Source organism: Aminobacter sp. P9b, from assembly GCF_045345995.1.
Classification (GTDB): Bacteria; Pseudomonadota; Alphaproteobacteria; order Rhizobiales; family Rhizobiaceae; genus Aminobacter; species Aminobacter niigataensis.
Map to the genome: position 1 here is coordinate 404,119 of NZ_CP150082.1, position 18,561 is coordinate 422,679.

Consider the following 18,561-nt stretch of genomic DNA (forward strand, 5'->3'; position numbering starts at 1 on the left):
TTGCGATGGAGAGTATATGGTAGTCTCATCTTGCATAAACTCAGAAGCGTGAGACGAAACCTATGCTTGAGCTGAATGCCGCCAAGTTCTTAGATACAATGGGCGAGGTACGACGCGTAAAAACTGTAATCGATCAATTTGACGAAAGCGGTCGGACTGAGATGGTAGTGGAGGCCATCAGAACCATGTTGGCATCAAATTTTCAGGACCTAGAAGACGCAACTCTTTTCGTTGGTGCCGAAGTTTCAGCAATGGCCGCCGGACGAATGAAGACGCGCCTGAATGATCCTCTACTGAATGTAACAATGGGAGAAATTCGCGACACTATCGAAGACGTCGAAAGCCGGCTTCGGGACGAATGCCAACTTGTGTCGTTCGTAATTCTCAATCGGAATCAAAAGAACCTTTTTTCCGATGCAAACCAGCTCGTCGGATGGGATATTCTTGCAATTTTTCCAGATGCTGCGCGAGAGTTGGAAGAATCCGCAAAGTGCTTGGCATTGCAGAGACCTACAGCCAGCGTGTTTCATTCAATGAGGATTCTTGAAATCGGCATACAAAAAATAGCAGAAATCCTAGATATTCCGAACCCAATTAAACCTGCTGATCGCAACTGGGGAATAATACTGTCGAAGATCAAAGAGAAAATAGACAACCTATTCCCATCCAAGAGACGCCTACCCAACAGCGATGGGGCTGCATTCGAAACGTTGTACGCGTCACTCGATGCGGTGAAGAACCCTTGGCGAAATAATACCATGCACGTAGAGTCTTTTTATACAGACGCGGAAGCACAGCACATTTTGAACTGCGTCGTATTTTTCATGCGCACCTTGGCTACGCGCTGCACTCCGCTGGAGAACGGGGCCTAGGATAGGATCCCCTCCCTCAAAAACCCCAACCCTTTTCTAAGGTTTTGTGACATAAAATCACCAAATGTGATGCGTTGGTCGCCCCAGGTTGTGGCAAAGCAATCGCGGGTGGACTTCACGGGGACAGGCTAATCATGGCTGGACGCTATTTCGGCACCGACGGCATTCGCGGACGGGCCAACAAATTTCCGATGACGGCAGAGATCGCGATGAAGGTCGGCATGGCCGCCGGCCTGTCGTTCCAGCGCGGCAACCACCGCCATCGCGTGGTGCTGGGCAAGGACACGCGGCTGTCGGGCTACATGATCGAGAACGCGCTGGTCGCCGGGCTTTGCGCCGCCGGCATGGACGTGTTCCTGCTCGGCCCGATCCCGACGCCGGCTGTCGCCATGCTGGTGCGCTCGCTGCGCGCCGACATCGGCGTGATGATCTCAGCCTCGCACAATCCCTATTACGACAACGGCATCAAGCTGTTCGGCCCCGACAGCTACAAGCTGTCCGACGAGATCGAGGAACGCATCGAGGCGATGCTCGACCAGGACGTCGAGGCGCTGCTGGCCGATTCCGACGGCCTCGGCCGGGCCAAGCGCGTCGACGGCGTGCATGACCGCTACATCGAATTCGCCAAGCGCACCCTGCCCCGCTCGATGTCGCTGTCGGGCCTGCGCATCGTCGTCGACTGCGCCAACGGCGCGGCCTACAAGGTGGCGCCGGCAGCACTGTGGGAACTCGGCGCGGAAGTGATCGCGATCAATGTCGAGCCCAACGGCTTCAACATCAACCAGGAGTGCGGCTCGACCCATCCGGCCGGCCTGCAGAAGAAGATCCACGAGGTGCGCGCCGACATCGGCATCGCCCTCGACGGCGACGCCGACCGCGTCGTCATCGTCGACGAGAACGGCACCATCGTCGACGGCGACCAGATCATGGCGCTGATCGCGCAGTCTTGGCAGCAGAGCGGCCGCCTTGCCGGCGGCGGCGTGGTCGCAACCGTGATGTCGAACCTCGGGCTCGAGCGCTATCTCGGCGACCTCAACCTCGAACTGCACCGCACCAAGGTCGGCGACCGCTATGTCGTCGAGCACATGCGCGCGCACGGCCTCAACATCGGCGGCGAACAGTCCGGCCACATCGTGCTGTCGGATTTCTCGACCACCGGCGACGGGCTGGTGGCAGCCCTCCAGGTGCTGGCCTGCATCAAGCGCTCCAACAAGCCGATGAGCGAGTTGAGCCGCACCTTCGAGCCGGTGCCGCAGCTGCTCAAGAACGTGCGCTTCTCCGGCGGCAAGCCGCTCGAAGAGGCACTCGTCAAGGCGGCGATCGAGGACGGCCGCAGCCGGCTCGGCAAGACCGGCCGCCTGGTGATCCGCCCTTCGGGCACCGAACCGCTGATCCGCGTCATGGCCGAGGGCGACGACCCGCAGCTGGTCGAAACCGTAGTCAACGACATCGTCGGCGTCATTTCCGAGAGCCGCTCGGCCGCCTGATCCTTTCAAGAACTTAGCCGATCAAGCAAAGCCCGCCTCGCGCGGGCTTTTTTGCTTGCAGCAGAAGCCGCTCGCACAGTCCGGCAACCATGAAGCGCAAGAAAACGTGGTTAATCGTCAGGGTTAAGCAGCCCTTAACCTATACCAAGCATTATCCATGGCGGTTAGTCATGGTCGGGCGCGTAGCGGGTCCGCAGGTATGGGGTTTTTATCATGCGCAATTTTGGAAAGAAGGCGTTCGCCGCCGCGCTGCTTGCCAGCGTCACTGCCCCGGCATTCGCCGCGGACATGCCCGAGCCGATCATCGAGGTAGAACAGCCATCTTACGGCGGCTGGTACCTGCGTGGCCACATCGGCATGAGCAACCAGCGTATCAAGCGGCTGGAGTCGGAGCTGTTCGCATTCCCGGATGCTCATGGCTGGTACGACGAGGGCAGCTTCGGCTCCGCCCCGACATTCGGTGCCGGCGTCGGCTACCAGTTCAACGATTTCCTCCGCGGCGACCTGACGGTCGAATACCGCGGCAATTCCGAGTTCAACGCCCTGGACTGGCAGGATAATGGCGGTGTCATCACCACCAATGACTACCGCGGCAAGAAGTCGGAGTGGCTGTTCCTGGCCAACGCCTATGCCGACCTCGGCGACTTCTACGGCGTAACGCCCTATCTCGGCGCCGGTATCGGCGCATCGCGGAACACGATCTCCAGCTTCCGCGACATCAACATCATCAACAATGGCGGCGCCTATGCCGACGACAAGTCGCGCTGGGATCTCGCCTGGGCACTACACGCCGGTGTCGGCATCAAGGCAACCGAGCGCATGACTATCGACCTCGGCTACAGCTTCCTCTCGCTTGGCGATGGCCAGACCGGGGAACTCAAGAACGACGATCCGGCCGAGCCGTTCCCGCCAGCCGGAAACAGCGGCATCCGCTTCAAGGACATCACCTCGCACGACTTCAAGCTTGGCGTCCGCTATTCGTTGAACTGATCGCCCTGGCGTCATCGCGACGCATGGAGCGCCAATCTGCAAAACCGCCCGGCAAGCCGGGCGGTTTTTCGTTGTCCGGTTGCCGACGGAGCCACCCACGCTAACCAACCATTATCCTTAACCGCGACTTAACCTCTATGGTTAACAATGACTCGAACGGCTGCTGGATTCTCGGGCAACACCCTGGCGCCATTTCGGGAGAATGCGATCATGACATTGAAGTCTCGCATAGCGCTGGCGCTGACGGCGACCATGCTGTGGCCGCTGGCGGCAAGCGCTGCCGACTACGATCCGCCTGTCGTCATCGAAGAGGCACCGGAATATGTCCCCGTCGAGGTCGGCTCCGGCTGGTACCTGCGCGGCGATATCGGCTACAATTTCAGCGACACGCCCTACCAGTTCACGCTGCTGGGCGAGGAAACGCGCAACATCCACGTCAACGGCAGCATCGGCGCCGGTTACCACTTCAACGACTTCCTGCGCGGCGAACTGAATTTCGGCTTCGTTTCCTATGACAAGCTGGATGCATCGCTCGGGCCCGACACGATGCAGTTTGAGAACAACGTCTGGAACGGCATGGCCAATGTCTATGCCGACCTTGGCACCATCGCCGGCTTCACGCCCTATGTCGGCGCCGGCGTCGGCCTGATCTATTCGAGCACGACGGTCAACTACAACGCGCCCTCGATTCCCGCGACGTTCAACCTCGACGACACCCAGTACAAGGTCGCCTATTCGGTCGGCGCCGGCATCAATTACCAGGTGGCGCAGAACACCTCGGTCGACGTCGGCTACCAGTACCTCACCGCTCCCGACCTCGAATATGTCGACATCGACACGCTGACGGTCAAGAAGGGCGTCGACTACCATCAGGTCAAGGTCGGCCTGCGCTACGATCTCTGGTAGCCGGCCTTTTCGACCAAGCCATTCAAAAGGCGGCGGGTTTTGGCCCGCCGCCTTTGCATTTGGAAAACTGTTCCAGATGCGACGCGCAATTTCCTCTTGACGCCGGAGGCCGCTCCTAATATCGCCGTCCGTGGGCCACCCCTCCCCAACGAGGGGCCAACTATCTGGAAGGATAGAACCACGATGACGATCGTCGCCAAGCCCGGACTCCGTCCGGCAAATCCCAATTTCTCCTCAGGTCCCTGCGCAAAACGTCCCGGCTGGTCGTTCCAGGCCCTCGCCGACGCACCGCTCGGCCGTTCGCACCGCGCCAAGATCGGCAAGACCAAGCTCGAACAGGCGATCGAGCTGACGCGCGAAATCCTCAAGGTTCCCGCCGACTATCGCATCGGCATCGTTCCAGCCTCTGACACGGGCGCTGTCGAGATGGCGCTGTGGTCGCTGCTCGGCGAGCGCGGCGTTGACATGGTCGCCTGGGAGTCGTTCGGCGCCGGCTGGATCACCGACGTAGTCAAGCAGTTGAAGCTTGAGGACGTGCGCAAGTTCGAAGCCGCCTATGGCGAGCTGCCGGACCTGACCAAGGTCGATTTCGACCGCGACGTGGTCTTCACCTGGAACGGCACGACCTCGGGCGTGCGCGTCGCCAACGGCGACTTCATCCCGGCCGACCGCAAGGGACTGACCATCTGCGACGCGACCTCGGCGGCCTTTGCCCAGCGCCTCGACTACGCCAAGCTCGATGTCGTCACCTTCTCCTGGCAGAAGGTGCTCGGTGGCGAAGGCGCGCATGGCATGCTGATCCTCAGCCCCCGCGCCGTCGAGCGGCTCGAAACCTACAAGCCGGCCTGGCCGCTGCCCAAGATTTTCCGCATGACCTCGGGTGGCAAGCTGATCGAAGGCATCTTCAAGGGCGAGACCATCAACACACCGTCGATGCTGTGCGTCGAGGACTATGTCGATGCGCTGAACTGGGCCAAGTCGGTCGGTGGGCTTGACGGGCTGGTCGCCCGCGCTGACGCCAATTTCGCCGCCATCGACGCCTTCGTGAACGAAGCCGGCTGGCTCGGCCATCTCGCCGTCGTGCCGGAAACGCGCTCGAACACTTCGGTCTGCTTGTCTATCGTCGATCCTGAGGTGGCAAACCTCGACAAGGACGGCCAGGCGGCATTCGCCAAGGGCATGGTCTCGGCACTCGAAAAGGAAGGCGTCGCCTTCGACATCGGCGCCTATCGCGACGCCCCTCCCGGCCTGCGCATCTGGGCCGGCGCCACCGTCGAGACGTCGGATCTTGTGGCGCTGATGCCGTGGCTCGACTGGGCCTTCGCCAATCAGAAAGCCGCACTCAAGGCCGCGGCCTGACGGTCTTTACCCTCCCCCTTGTGGGGAGGGTCGATCCGCTAAGCGGATCGGGGTGGGGGTGCATCCGTTAGACTTTGCTCCCATCCCTGCGTTCACCCATTTGCCCCCAACCCGGTCGCTGCGCGACCGACCTCCCCACAAGGGGGAGGTAGGCCAATCGCAAGAGGATTTGCCCATGCCCCGCGTTCTCGTTTCCGACAAACTCTCCCCCACCGCCGTCCAGATCTTCAGGGATCGTGGCGTCGAGGTCGACTATCTCCCCGACCTCGGCAAGGACAAGGAAAAGCTGCTCGAAGTCATCGGCCAGTATGACGGCCTTGCCATTCGCTCGGCGACCAAGGTCACCGAAAAGCTGATCGCGGCCGCGACCAATCTCAAGGTCATCGGCCGCGCCGGCATCGGCGTCGACAATGTCGACATTCCCGCCGCCTCGCGGCGCGGCATCATCGTCATGAACACGCCCTTCGGCAATTCGATCACCACCGCCGAGCACGCCATCGCGCTGATGTTCGCGGTTGCGCGCCAGATCCCCGAAGCCAGCGTGTCGACGCATGCCGGCAAGTGGGAGAAGAACCGCTTTATGGGCGTCGAAATCACCGGCAAGACGCTCGGCCTGATCGGCTGCGGCAATATCGGCTCGATCGTCGCCACCCGCGCCGTTGGTCTCAAGATGCATGTCGTCGCCTTCGACCCGTTCCTCTCCGAGCATCGCGCCGAGGAACTGGGCGTCGAGAAGGTCGAGCTCGACGAGTTGCTTGCCCGCGCCGACTTCATCACCCTGCACACGCCGCTGACCGACAAGACGCGCAACATCATCAATGCCGATTCCATCGCCAGGATGAAGACCGGCGTGCGCATCATCAACTGCGCCCGCGGCGGCCTGATCGTCGAGAAGGACCTGATCGCCGGGCTGAAGAGCGGCAAGGTGGCGGGTGCCGGCATCGACGTGTTCGAGATCGAGCCGGCCGAGCAGAACGAGCTGTTCGGCATGGACAACGTGGTCTGCACGCCACATCTCGGCGCCTCGACATCGGAAGCGCAGGAGAACGTGGCACTGCAAGTCGCCGAGCAGATGGCCGACTATCTGGTCAAGGGTGCGGTCACCAACGCCATCAACATGCCCTCGATCACGGCGGAAGAAGCCCCGCGGCTGAAGCCCTTCGTCAAGCTCGCCGAAGTTCTAGGCGCCTTTGTCGGCCAGGTGACGGAAGACCCGATCACCGAGGTCGAGATCCTGTTCGACGGCCAGACCGCGCAGATGAACACCAAGGCGCTGATCAGCGCTGCCCTTGCCGGCCTGATCCGTCCGCAGCTCTCCGACGTCAACATGGTGTCGGCGCCGATCATGGTGAAGGAGCGCGGCATCATCGTCGCCGAGGTCAAGCGCGACAAGTCGGGCGTCTTCGACGGCTACATCAAGCTGACGGTCAAGACCGAGCACATGACCCGTTCGATCGCCGGCACCTGCTTCTCCGACGGCAAGCCGCGGTTCATCCAGATCAAGGGCATCAATCTCGATGCCGAGGTCGGCCAGCACATGCTCTACACCACCAATGCCGATGCGCCCGGCATCATCGGCCTGCTCGGCACCGTCTGCGGCGAGAACGGCGTCAACATCGCCAACTTCCAGCTTGGCCGCGACCGCCCGGGCGGGGACGCCATCGCGCTGCTGTATCTCGACGCGCCCTTCCCGGAGGACGTGCTTGCCAAGGTGCGCGACCACAAGTCGATCGACTCGGCCAAGCGCCTGCAGTTCGACGTCAACGGCTTCTGATCGGCCGGCTGAACAGCATTGCCTCCCAAGGCTGAAGAGGGCGCGGCTTGGTCCGCGCCTTTTTCTTTCAGGAACCGCGATCGACGGTGCTGCGAGCCATCAGCTCCTCGGCGCTCGCCATCTTGCGTCCGCTGTGCTCGGCCAGCCAGATGCCGCCGAACACCAGGGCGATGGCCAGCGCATGGTAGAGCTGGAAATCCTCGCCGAGGATCAGAACCGAGAGCAGAGTCCCGAAGATGGGAACCATATTGATGAACAAGCCGGCCCGATTGGCGCCGATGAGTTCGACACCGCGGATGTAGAACATCTGCGCCATGATCGACGGGAATATCACGACATAGGCGGTGAGCGCCCAGCCATAGAGATCGGGCGCAATGACCCGATCGGTGGCGATCTCCCACGCCGTGAACGGGATCGAGGTGACGAAGGCCGACGCCGCCAGCATGATCATCAGGCTTTGCCAGTGGATGTCGGGCTTGAAGCGAAGCGCCACCGTATAGGCGCTGTAGACGAGCACAGCGACCAGCATCAGCGCGTCGCCGAAATTCAGGTCCAGCACCACCAGGTTCGAGAGGTTGCCATGGCTCGCCGTCAGCGCGACGCCAAGCAGCGAAAGCAGGAAGCCGAGGATCTGGCCGAGGGCGACGCGCATTCGGAACAGCAGGAAGTTGGCGGCGAAGATCAGCATCGGCATGCCCGCCTGCTCGATGCTGGTGTTGATTGCGGTGGTGAAATTCAGCGCGGTGTAGAGCGCTGCGTTGAACACGGTGAAGCCGAGCGCGCCCAGGCTGGCGAGCACCCAGATATGCTTGCGAACCACGGGCCAGTCGGCACGCAGCCGCGGCCAGCCGATGGCAACGAGCAGGGCGGCAGCGAAGGCCCAGCGCATGGTGGTGAACAGCATCGGCGACACGTGGCCGACCGCGAGCTTGCCCGCCACCGAGTTGCCGCCCCAGAACAGGGTTGTCAGCAACAGCAGGACATAGGCATTTCGGAACATCCGGACGAACTTTCGCGGGCGACAGGCTATAGCCCGGGCCTAAGTGGCCGATCCCGGCAAGTAAATGCCTCCAAAGGCAGAATTTGTTGTGCCTGAGGCGGCAAAGAAAGGTCGCGCTTGCAATTGCTTGGCGTTATAGAGGCCTGTCATTTTGCACTGTTCGCGGCCCGGCCCGCGATGTCGGAAGGAAAATATCATGGCCAATGTGGTGGTCGTCGGTTCCCAGTGGGGCGACGAAGGCAAGGGCAAGATCGTGGACTGGCTGTCCGAGCGCGCCGATGTGGTGGTGCGGTTCCAGGGCGGGCATAACGCCGGTCACACGCTGGTGGTCGACGGCGTGGTCTACAAGCTTTCGCTCCTGCCCTCCGGCGTCGTCCGCGAGGGCAAGCTGTCGATCATCGGCAACGGCGTGGTCTTCGATCCGCATGCCTTCGTCGCAGAATTGGAGAAGATCCGCGCCCAGGGCGTCGAGATCGGCCCCGACCGCCTGAAAATCGCCGAAAACACTGCGCTTATCCTGTCCTTGCATCGCGAATTGGATGGCTTCCGCGAGGACGCCGCCTCCAACTCCGGAACGAAGATTGGCACGACCCGTCGCGGCATCGGCCCCGCCTACGAGGACAAGGTGGGACGCCGTGCTGTCAGGGTGATGGACTTGGCGGATTTGGACACACTGCCCCACAAGGTCGACAGGTTGCTCACGCACCACAATGCGCTGCGCCGCGGCCTCGGCCATGCGGAAGTGACGCATGACGCCATCATGGCCGAGCTGACCTCGATCGCCGACCAGATCCTGCCTTACATGGACCGCGTCTGGAAGGTACTCGACGACAAGCGCCGTGCCGGCGAACGCATCCTGTTCGAGGGCGCGCAGGGTACCCTGCTCGACATCGACCACGGCACCTATCCGTTCGTCACCTCGTCGAACACGGTTGCCGGCCAGGCAGCCGCCGGATCGGGCGTCGGCCCGGGCGCGATCAACTATGTCCTCGGCATCACCAAGGCCTATACGACGCGCGTCGGCGAAGGCCCGTTCCCGACCGAGCAACAGAACGAGATCGGCGAATTCCTGGGCACCCGTGGCCACGAGTTTGGAGTTGTCACCGGGCGCAAGCGGCGCTGCGGCTGGTTCGACGCCGTGCTGGTGCGCCAGGCGGTTGCCGTCAACGGCATCAAGGGCATCGCGCTGACCAAGCTCGACGTGCTCGACGGCCTCGACGAGATCAAGGTCTGCACCGGCTACATGCTCGACGGCGAGCTGATCGACTACCTGCCCGCGAGTCAGGGCGCGCAGGCACGCGTCGAGCCTGTCTACGAGACGCTCGAAGGCTGGAAAGGCACCACCGCCGGCGCCCGCAGCTGGAACGCCCTGCCCGCCCAGGCGGTGAAGTACGTGCGCTATATCGAAGAGCTGATCGGCGCACCCGTGGCGATGCTTTCCACCAGCCCGGAGCGGGAGGACACGATACTTGTGACCGACCCGTTTGAAGACTAGTTTTGGCAGCTTTCCGGCGGCGCCAGCTGCCGGACGCGGCGCGGCCCAGAAGAAAAGATAGGTCGACGAGAGAATGGCAGACTTCGTAGCGGTCCTGAAGAAGACGCTGGATGGCATGGGCGACACCACGCCGGCAATGCGCGCGCGGGTATATGACAAGGCCCGCAGCACGATCGCTGCCAAGCTTGCCGCCCTCGACCCGCAGCCGCCTGCCGCCGTCGCCGAACGACAGACGAAATCGCTCGAGGACGCCATCGCCACCGTCGAGGCGTCGTTCACAGCAAAGCCGGTCGAAGACGACCCGCTGGCCGAGCTCGAAAACGTCTTCACATCGATCGCCCGCAACAAGGACCAGCCGGCCTACAGCCGGCCCGCGCCCGAGCCGGAGATTCGGCGCCCTGCGACTCCCGTTGCGCCCGTGCCGCCGTCGCCCGCAGCCGTCCCTGCGCCGACCTATGCACCGCAGGCACGTGAGCCACTGCCCGACTTCTCGGCCAGCCACGATTTCGGCAACGGGGCGCCAGAAGCGGAGGGCGACAACCGTTTCGGCGATGAGGCGCCTGAGGACGTCGATCCATTCCAGAACACCCGGCAAAGACCACGCAAGCGCGTCAGCGGCGGCCTGATTGCCGCTGCCCTTGCAGTCGTGGTGATTGGCGGTGGCGGCTATGCACTGTGGTCGAACGGCGACGCGTTCGTCGGCTCCAGCGACGACAAGCCGGCGGCGACCGCGCCCGCGAAGGAAGCGGCGACACCCCCGCCAGCCAATGGCGGCCAGAACGCCCAGGCCCCGGCCGGTGGCGAACCGGGCAAGTTCACCCAGCGCATGACGGCGGACGGCAACGAAGTCGACCCGGGTCCGGCAAGCGGCAGCAACGGCGTTGGCGAAGGAACCTCCGTCGCCGCCTTGACCCAGCAGCCGCCAGCAGCACCGGCGACCACGCCCGAACCGGACCAGCCCGCGCCAGAGACACCGGCGACGACGCCCGCAGAGGGCACGGCTCCGACGCCGCCTGCGGCGAGCGAAAACGCACCCGTCGCCGTCGGACAGAAGGCGATCTTCTACGAAGAACGTACCAACGTGGCGCAGGGGTCGGCCGAGCCCGGTGCAGTCGTCTGGACCGTTGTGCAGGAATCTCCCGGCGGCGACCTGCCGCCCGAACCGGCGATCCGCGCCGAGGCGACGATCCCGGGCAAGGATATTCAGCTGCGCATGACCATCCGCCGCAACGCCGACAAGACGCTGCCGGCGAGCCATATCCTCGAAATGATCTTCCTGACGCCTGACGGTTTCGAAGGCGGCGGCATCGAGAATATCCTGCGTGTGGCGATGAAGAGTTCCGAACAGGACGCCGGCAACTCCTTGCTCGGCATTCCGGCCAAGATTGCCGACGGCTTCTTCCTCGTCGCGCTCAACGACACCAAGGCCGAAGTCGACGCCAACCTGAACCTTCTGCGTCGCCAGAGCTGGATCGACGTGCCCGTCGTCTACAAGTCCGGTCGCCGCGCCTTGTTCACGCTGGAAAAGGGCATCCCCGGCGACAAGGTGTTCGAAGACGCGATGAAGGCCTGGCAGGCCAAGGCTGCGGGATAAGGCCGGCGCACCGTAGCGTGCGCATAATTCTGACGCGGGCCGTCCCGCGTCAGAAGCCCTGGAACAGCATATCGAGGGCGTCGGTAATTTTGTCGTGTTGTTTCGATAGATTTTCAACTGCCGCAGGCAACTCGGAAGCCATCACGGCCGATATGAATTGCGTCACCATGACGTAGTCCTTGCCGCCAATCGCGAATATCGGATTCAATCTGTGCGCCGGCTTGGGCGCCATGTTCAGCGGCAAGATTGGAACTACCACGCGGGTGTTTAAGTGCCGGAGTAGATCGGCCTGAACATCGAGAAAATAAGCGTCGGCGTCTGCATTACGATACAGATCGAAGCGCGCCATCAGAACATCCGGTACTTGGCTAACGGCAATCCGTTACGTTCCACATACTCGTTCGAGCTTTCGATGGCTTCCCTGTTTTCCTCCAGCCACTGGCGCGATTTCTCCTCGGAAATCGCTTTCGCCAGTCCAGCTTCGGCGGCTTGGGACATATTGATACCAAGCGCCTTGGCCTCCTCGACCAGTCTAGAATCGAGGGACACATTCGTTGGTTTGCGCGTAGGTTTGGCTGCCTTTTGAAGCATGAGACTCTCCGTCGGTCATGCACATACAATATGCGCATGACCGACCGAGAGCAAGAATCGGACTAACCTTCGAGTTCCTCGCGCAGCATCTCCAGCTCCAGCCATTCTTCCTCAAGCCCTGTCAGCGTCACCCGTTCCTTGTCGAGGGCGGCGATGGTCTTCTGGAAGCCATGGGGGTCGCGCTCGTAGAAGGCCGGATCGGCAATCTGGTTTTCCAGCCGCGAGATCGAAGCGGTCACTGCTTCCATCTTCTTGGGCAGGCTTTCGAGCGCGAATTTCTGCTTGAAGGACAGCTTCTTGGCAGCAGCCTTGGGTGCGTCGGGTTCGCTGCGCGACGCGCTCGACGTCTCGGCATTCGCCTTGCGCGACTTGCGGTCATCGAGCCTGGTGCCGCCGCGCTGGGCCAGCATGTCGGAATAGCCGCCGGCATATTCGACCCATTTGCCATCGTTGTCGGGTGCAATGATGCTGGTTACCGTGCGGTCGAGGAAGTCACGGTCGTGGCTGACCAGGATGACGGTGCCGGCGAAACCAGCGACCAGTTCCTGCAGCAGTTCCAGCGTCTCCATGTCGAGATCGTTGGTCGGTTCGTCGAGCACAAGCAAGTTGGCCGGGCGCGCCAGAACGCGTGCCAGGATCAGCCGGGCGCGCTCGCCGCCCGAGAGTTCACGCACCGGCGTGCGCGCCTGCTCGGGCTTGAACAGGAAGTCCTTCATGTAGGACACGACGTGGCGCTGCTCGCCGTTGATGACGAGGTTCTCGCCACGACCGTCGGTCAGGTAGCTGGTCAGGGTTTCGTTCGGGTCGACCGCCTCGCGCTTCTGGTCGAGCGTGGCGATCTCCAGGTTGACGCCGAGCCGCACGTTGCCCGCATCGGGCTCCAGCTCGCCGGTCAGCATCTTGAGCAGCGTCGTCTTGCCGGCACCGTTGGGACCGACGAGGCCGATGCGGTCACCACGCTGGATGCGGGTCGAGAAGCCCTTCACCACCGTCAGGTCGCCGAAGCTCTTTTCGATGTTCTTGGCCTCGATGACGAGCTTGCCGGATTCTGCGGCATCGCTGGCGACCATCGTCGCCACCCCTTCGGCTCCGCGATGGCCACGGAATTTCTGGCGCATTGTCTGCAGTTCGCCGAGGCGGCGCATGTTGCGCTTGCGCCGCGCCGTCACGCCGTAGCGCAGCCAATGCTCCTCGCGCACGATCTGGCGGCCAAGCTTGTGCTGATCGCGCTCCTCTTCCTCGAGTATCTGGTCGCGCCATTCTTCGAAGTGGGCAAAGCCACGGTCGAGCCGGCGCGTCTGGCCGCGGTCGAGCCAGACGGTGTTGCGGCTGACGCGTTCGAGGAAGCGGCGATCATGCGAAATCAGGATCAGCGCCGAGGAGGTCCGGATAAGCTCCTCTTCCAGCCACTCGATGACGGAGAGGTCGAGATGGTTGGTCGGCTCGTCGAGCAAAAGGATGTCGGGCTCGGGCGCCATGACGCGGGCAAGTGCGGCACGGCGTGCCTCGCCGCCGGACAAGTCGCCAGGCCGCTCCTCGCCGGTGAGGCCGAGATGGTCAAGCAGATAGGTGGCGCGATGCGCGTCGTCGGCCGGCCCGAGGCCAGATTCGACATAGGCGCGCACGCTGGCAAAGCCGTCCATGTCGGGCGCCTGCGGCAAATAGCGGATCGTCGCCGAGGGCTGGCGGAACACCTCGCCGTCCGTAGGCTCGACCATGCCGGCGGCGATCTTGAGCAGCGTCGACTTGCCCGAACCGTTGCGGCCGACAAGCGCGATCTTGTCGCCGGTCGAGGCCGACAGCGCCGCGCCGTCGAGCAGCGGCACGCCGCCAAAGGTCAGGCGAATGCCATCGAGATTGAGAAGCGGAGGGGCCATGTTTCAGAAATCCGAGGCAGGAAAGGGATGGGCAAGGAGCAGCGCGCGGCCACTGCCTAGCGAGACGCGCAAACTGCCGCGCACTTCGTTGGAAAGCGTCAGCGACGAGCCGAAAGGCACCTGGACGCTGTCGAGCGGCCATTTGGCGCCCTCTTCGGTGAGCCCGGAAAGCTCGGAGAAGGCAAGTACCGAAAACAGCGTACCGTCTTCATAGTCGAAGCCGGAAGTGCCAGGCAAAAGCGGATGCGCCTCCTGGCGGCCGCTGGTCAACAGAACCTCCGTGCCTGCTTCGGCAAGGCGCAGCGCCAGCGCGAGATGAAGAAAGGCGTGGTCGGCACGAGCTCCGCCAAAGGCGCCGACCAGCACCAGCGAGGTCGCCCCGCGGGCGAGCGCAGCCGCGATCGCCAGTTCGCCGTCGGTCTTGTCCTTGTCGGCGGGAAACATCTCGCGCGGCACGGAAGCGAAGCTCGGGTCGATCTCGGCGGGCGCCGAGTCGAAGTCGCCGAGCCAGAGTTCCGGCAGCAGGCCGAGCGTTGCGGCATGACGGATACCGGAATCGGCCGCGATGACGCGGCTGCCCGCGACCTGACGGTCGAGGCGCGGCGTGCGGAGGAGCTCGCCGCCGAGAAGTAGGGTGAACCGGGTCATGGCAAGCGCATTACCAGCCCGGCAGCCGAAACGGAAGGCCGCGAGGCGGCGCGTGGCCGGCAAACTACTGCTTGCGCGGCCTTCCACGCGGCTCTATTTGTGGGACCGCTCTAACGGGGTGCCTGTCACGCGCAAGCGGGCAGGCTGAGAGGCATGGAGAGTTCCGGCCAACCCGCTGAACCTGATCCGGTTTGTACCGGCGGAGGGATTAGATGCTTCGGACGCCCGGCGCTTCAAATTCCCTTTCAACACCAATGAAGGAGGCGCCGATGCGCTCGCCCGTTCTGTCCCTGACTTCCGCCCTGGCGCTCGCCGCTATTGCCTTTCCGGCCGCTGCCGAAGGCATGCTCACGGTCTACACCTATGAAAGCTTTACCGCCGAGTGGGGCCCCGGCCCGCAGGTCAAGAAGGCGTTCGAGGCCGAATGCGCCTGCGAGGTCGATTTCGTCTCGGTTGCCGACGGCGTCGCCCTGCTCAACCGCGTCAAGCTCGAAGGTGCGGCCACCAAGGCCGACATCGTACTCGGTCTCGACACCAATTTGACCGCCGAAGCCAAGGCGACCGGCCTGTTCGTGCCGCACGGTTCGGCGGGCGAAAACGTCAAGGTTCCGGGCGACTGGAAGGACGACACCTTCGTGCCTTACGACTACAGCTATTTCGCCGTCGTCTACGATACCGAAAAGCTGAAGACCCCGCCGAAGAGCCTCAAGGAGCTGGTCGAAGGCGACCCTGAGCAGAAGATCGCCATCCAGGACCCCCGCACCTCGACGCCCGGCCTCGGCCTGCTCTTGTGGGTCAAGTCGGTCTATGGCGACAAGGCACCGGAAGCCTGGGCCAAGCTCAAGGGCCGCGTGCTGACGGTCACGCCGGGTTGGAGCGAGGCCTATGGCCTGTTCACCAAGGGCGAAGCGCCGATGGTGCTGTCCTACACCACCTCGCCCGCCTACCATATGGTCGCGGACAAATCCGAGCGCTACCAGGCCGCGTCCTTCGAAGAAGGCCACTATCTGCAGATCGAGGTTGCCGGCATCACCACGACGGGCGCCAAGAACCCGCTGGCCGAGAAGTTCATGGCCTTCATGACCGGTCCCGGCTTCCAGGACGTCATCCCCGAGACCAACTGGATGCTGCCCGCCGGCAAGACCGACAAGCCGCTCAACCCGGCCTTCGACAAGCTTGTGAAGCCGGCCAAGACGCTGATCTTCAGCGCCGACGAAGTCGCCGCCAACCGCAAGGCCTGGGTCGACGAGTGGCTTGGCGTGATGAGCAAGTAAGCACGAAAAGCTCCAGCGTGAACGCCCTACGTCGCCCCCCTCTGTCCTGCCGGTCATCTCCCCCACAAGGGGGGAGATTGGCAGTGGCTTGGCCCCCGCCAAGCTGGGGTTGCAAAGTAGGAGCGGACGCAGCGACGCAGATGATCTCCCCCCTTGTGGGGGAGATGACCGGCAGGACCGAGGGGGGCGACGTAGAGCAGAACGTGGCCGTTCGGCACCTGCCCCGCTCCAACTGCTTCTAGGTCGGCATGAGCATTCGCACCTCCGATCCCCGCATCGCCGCTGGCATAATTGCGCTGGTGGCCATCGGCATCCTGATCGGCGGCGCGTTTGCCGGGCTTGGCATCGAGGCCGCGCGTAACCCGCAAGGAGCCGCAGCGGCTTTCGACGGTTATCTCTTCCGCGTCGCGCGCTTCACGCTGTGGCAGGCGCTGCTGTCGACTTTGTTGTCACTTGCGCCAGCGATCTTCGTCGCCCGCGCCCTGTCGCGGCACCCGCAGTTCCCCGGCCGCGGGCTGATCCTGCGCCTGTTTGCCGTTCCTCTCGCCTTGCCGGCAATCGTCGCAGCCCTCGGTATCCTCTCGCTCTATGGCCGCGCCGGCTATTTCGCCGAACCATTGACGGCGCTGACCGGTGGCACATGGCCTGGCATCTATGGCCTGTCAGGCATTCTGGTCGCCCATGTCTTCTTCAACCTGCCGCTGGCGACGCGGCTGATGCTCGAGGCGCTGCAGACCGTGCCGACCGACCAGTGGCGACTGGCGAGCCAACTGGGCATGGGCGCGCGGGCGAGCTTCCGGTTCATTGAATGGCCGGCAATGCGCGCAGCCCTGCCCGGCATCGCCGGACTGGTGTTCATGCTCTGCATCACCTCCTTCACCATCGTCCTGACACTTGGCGGCGGCCCGGCTGCAACGACGCTGGAAGTGGCGATCTACCAGGCGCTGCGCTTCGATTTCGACCCTGCCCGGGCGGTCGCCCTCACCGTGCTGCAAATCGCACTGACTGCCGTCGTGGTCCTGGCGCTGATGCGGCTCGGCGCCAACACGACAGGCGACGCCAACCTGCCAGTGGCACGACGTAGCTTCATCCAGGCCAAGGCCGGCGAGACCGCATTCAACGTCGCAGCCATCCTTCTTGCCCTCGTCTTCGTCGGTGGGCCGATGCTGGCGACCGTCGCCTCCGGGCTCAAGGCTGATCTCGGTCGGCTGGCCGGCGAAGCCTCCGTCCAGCGCGCAACGCTGACCAGCATCGTGCTGGCCACAATATCGGCGACGCTCGCGGCAATGATCGCGCTGGCGCTGGTCATGGCGCGCCGAGCGCTGGCAGGCAGCCGGCAGAGTGACAAAAAAACACTCCTCGAACGGTTCACCGACACCGGCGCCGGCTTCGTGCTGGTGGTGCCGCCGATCGTCATCGGCGCCGGCTGGTTCGTGCTGGTGAGGCAGTCGGTCGACGTGTTTGCGCTGGCCCCAGTCATGGTGGTCACCGTCAATGCCGTCATGGCGATGCCCTTTGCGGTTCGCGCCATCCGGCCTGCTTACGATGCGGGGAGCGAGCGCCACGAGCGGCTTTGTGCCCAGCTCGGCATTTCCGGCTGGAGCCGGTTGCGGCTGATCGACTGGCCGGTACTCAGGCGCCCGCTGGCCACCGCCTTCGCCTTTGCCATGGCGCTGTCACTTGGCGACCTTGGTGTCATCGCCCTCTTCGGCAGCGACGCCGTGCAGACGCTGCCCTATCTACTACTCGCCCGCATGGGCAGCTATCGCACAGACGACGCGGCGGGCCTGGCACTGATGCTCGGACTGTTGTGCCTGGCTTTGATGATGTTGGCCGACCGCCTCGGCAAGGAGACTTCCAGATGACCGCGACCAGTGCGGCCGTGCGCTTCGACCAAGTGGTGTTCAGCTATGCCGACACCATGGTGCGTTTCGACGTGACTTTCGCGCCCGGCGAGATCACCGCCATCATGGGACCGAGCGGGGCCGGCAAGTCGACCCTGCTCAATCTCGTTGCCGGCTTCGAGACGCCCCGCGAAGGCCGCGTGCTGATCGGCGAAACGGATGTGACCTCGGCGCCTCCTGCCGACCGGCCGGTGTCGATGGTGTTTCAGGAAAACAACCTCTTCGCCCATCTCGATGTCGCCAGCAATGTCGGGCTGGGGCGCTCGCCTGGCTTGCGCCTGGGCGCGACGGACAAGCAGGATGTAGCCAGCGCCCTTGCGCGCGTCGGGCTGGCTGGCATGGAGCACCGCCTGCCGCGCGAACTCTCTGGCGGCGAGCGCCAGCGTGTGGCCTTGGCACGCGTTCTTGTGCGCGACCGCCCGATTCTCCTGCTGGATGAACCCTTTGCCTCGCTTGGACCAGCCTTGCGCGACGACATGCTGGACCTTTTGGCAAGCGTCCAAGCAGAACGCAGGATGACCGTGCTTTTCGTGACACACCAACCCGAAGATGCGCGAAAACTCGCCGAAAACATGGTTTTCGTCGAAGCTGGAAGGGTTGCCGCGGCAGGAAAGACTGCGGATTTCTTTACAAGTTCTGGACCTGAAGCCTTCAGACACTATATCGGCAATGAACGGCAGTGACACGATCACGCCAAGTTGCCCGGAAGCGGACATAATTTACAGCCAAATCGCCATGTTCGCGGCGGCGGCCTTATTGTGTCGGCAAGGCGAGTGTGGCTACGTCCACA

16 protein-coding genes and 1 riboswitch are annotated in these 18,561 nt (G+C 63.3%); of the genes, 11 read left to right on the forward strand and 5 right to left on the reverse strand.

What is annotated here, in order from left to right; all coding sequences use genetic code 11:
* Window positions 1-62 precede the first annotated feature (62 nt).
* From WHT83_RS02135 to serA, 6 genes are all read left to right on the forward strand, one after another.
* A complete protein-coding gene (locus WHT83_RS02135; protein ID WP_406872830.1) occupies window positions 63-872 on the forward strand; it encodes a hypothetical protein in 810 nt (269 codons plus the stop codon).
* Between the two features lie 134 nt (window positions 873-1,006).
* A complete protein-coding gene (gene glmM / locus WHT83_RS02140) occupies window positions 1,007-2,359 on the forward strand; it encodes a phosphoglucosamine mutase (protein ID WP_108606511.1) in 1,353 nt (450 codons plus the stop codon).
* A gap of 213 nt (window positions 2,360-2,572) precedes the next feature.
* Complete coding sequence (locus WHT83_RS02145; protein WP_108606510.1) at window positions 2,573-3,349, forward strand: outer membrane protein; 777 nt, start codon at window positions 2,573-2,575, stop codon at window positions 3,347-3,349.
* A gap of 210 nt (window positions 3,350-3,559) precedes the next feature.
* Complete coding sequence (locus WHT83_RS02150; RefSeq protein WP_406872831.1) at window positions 3,560-4,255, forward strand: outer membrane protein; 696 nt, start codon at window positions 3,560-3,562, stop codon at window positions 4,253-4,255.
* 183 nt (window positions 4,256-4,438) lie between these two features.
* A complete protein-coding gene (locus WHT83_RS02155; protein ID WP_406872832.1) occupies window positions 4,439-5,614 on the forward strand; it encodes a phosphoserine transaminase in 1,176 nt (391 codons plus the stop codon).
* Between the two features lie 175 nt (window positions 5,615-5,789).
* Window positions 5,790-7,388, forward strand: a complete 1,599-nt coding sequence (gene serA, locus WHT83_RS02160) for a phosphoglycerate dehydrogenase (RefSeq protein WP_406872833.1) — start codon at window positions 5,790-5,792, stop codon at window positions 7,386-7,388.
* A 67-nt stretch (window positions 7,389-7,455) separates the two neighbouring features.
* Here the strand turns inward: serA and WHT83_RS02165 are convergent, their stop codons facing one another.
* The gene (locus tag WHT83_RS02165) at window positions 7,456-8,388 is read right to left on the reverse strand and encodes a DMT family transporter (RefSeq protein ID WP_406872834.1); all 933 of its coding nucleotides are present in this window, start codon (window positions 8,386-8,388) and stop codon (window positions 7,456-7,458) included.
* A gap of 196 nt (window positions 8,389-8,584) precedes the next feature.
* On the opposite strand from WHT83_RS02165, the gene WHT83_RS02170 reads away from it, so the two are divergent.
* Complete coding sequence (locus WHT83_RS02170; protein WP_108606505.1) at window positions 8,585-9,883, forward strand: adenylosuccinate synthase; 1,299 nt, start codon at window positions 8,585-8,587, stop codon at window positions 9,881-9,883.
* A gap of 73 nt (window positions 9,884-9,956) precedes the next feature.
* Window positions 9,957-11,477, forward strand: a complete 1,521-nt coding sequence (locus WHT83_RS02175; RefSeq protein WP_406872835.1) for a hypothetical protein — start codon at window positions 9,957-9,959, stop codon at window positions 11,475-11,477.
* 49 nt (window positions 11,478-11,526) lie between these two features.
* Here WHT83_RS02175 and WHT83_RS02180 read toward each other — a convergent pair whose 3' ends face one another.
* From WHT83_RS02180 to WHT83_RS02195, 4 genes are all read right to left on the reverse strand, one after another.
* The gene (locus WHT83_RS02180) at window positions 11,527-11,826 is read right to left on the reverse strand and encodes a CcdB family protein (protein ID WP_406872836.1); all 300 of its coding nucleotides are present in this window, start codon (window positions 11,824-11,826) and stop codon (window positions 11,527-11,529) included.
* Window positions 11,826-12,068 (reverse strand): type II toxin-antitoxin system CcdA family antitoxin, encoded by a 243-nt coding sequence (locus WHT83_RS02185; protein ID WP_108606502.1) that lies wholly within the window; start codon window positions 12,066-12,068, stop codon window positions 11,826-11,828. The genes WHT83_RS02180 and WHT83_RS02185 overlap by 1 nt, the downstream gene beginning before the upstream one ends.
* 62 nt (window positions 12,069-12,130) lie before the next feature.
* Entirely contained in the window at window positions 12,131-13,945 is a 1,815-nt protein-coding gene (locus tag WHT83_RS02190; protein ID WP_406872837.1) for an ABC-F family ATP-binding cassette domain-containing protein, read from the reverse strand.
* Window positions 13,946-13,948: 3 nt separating this feature from the next.
* The gene (locus tag WHT83_RS02195) at window positions 13,949-14,593 is read right to left on the reverse strand and encodes a thiamine diphosphokinase (protein ID WP_406872838.1); all 645 of its coding nucleotides are present in this window, start codon (window positions 14,591-14,593) and stop codon (window positions 13,949-13,951) included.
* A 104-nt stretch (window positions 14,594-14,697) separates the two neighbouring features.
* Window positions 14,698-14,818, forward strand: a riboswitch (TPP riboswitch).
* Between the two features lie 44 nt (window positions 14,819-14,862).
* Between WHT83_RS02195 and thiB the strand changes: the two genes are divergently transcribed.
* The 3 genes from thiB (at window position 14,863) to thiQ (ending at window position 18,454) form a co-directional block, all read left to right on the forward strand.
* The gene (gene thiB / locus WHT83_RS02200) at window positions 14,863-15,867 is read left to right on the forward strand and encodes a thiamine ABC transporter substrate binding subunit (RefSeq protein WP_406872839.1); all 1,005 of its coding nucleotides are present in this window, start codon (window positions 14,863-14,865) and stop codon (window positions 15,865-15,867) included.
* A gap of 248 nt (window positions 15,868-16,115) precedes the next feature.
* A complete protein-coding gene (gene thiP / locus WHT83_RS02205) occupies window positions 16,116-17,732 on the forward strand; it encodes a thiamine/thiamine pyrophosphate ABC transporter permease (RefSeq protein WP_406872840.1) in 1,617 nt (538 codons plus the stop codon).
* The gene (gene thiQ / locus WHT83_RS02210) at window positions 17,729-18,454 is read left to right on the forward strand and encodes a thiamine ABC transporter ATP-binding protein (protein WP_318763485.1); all 726 of its coding nucleotides are present in this window, start codon (window positions 17,729-17,731) and stop codon (window positions 18,452-18,454) included. Before thiP ends, thiQ begins: the two co-directional genes overlap by 4 nt.
* Window positions 18,455-18,561: the final 107 nt, after the last annotated feature.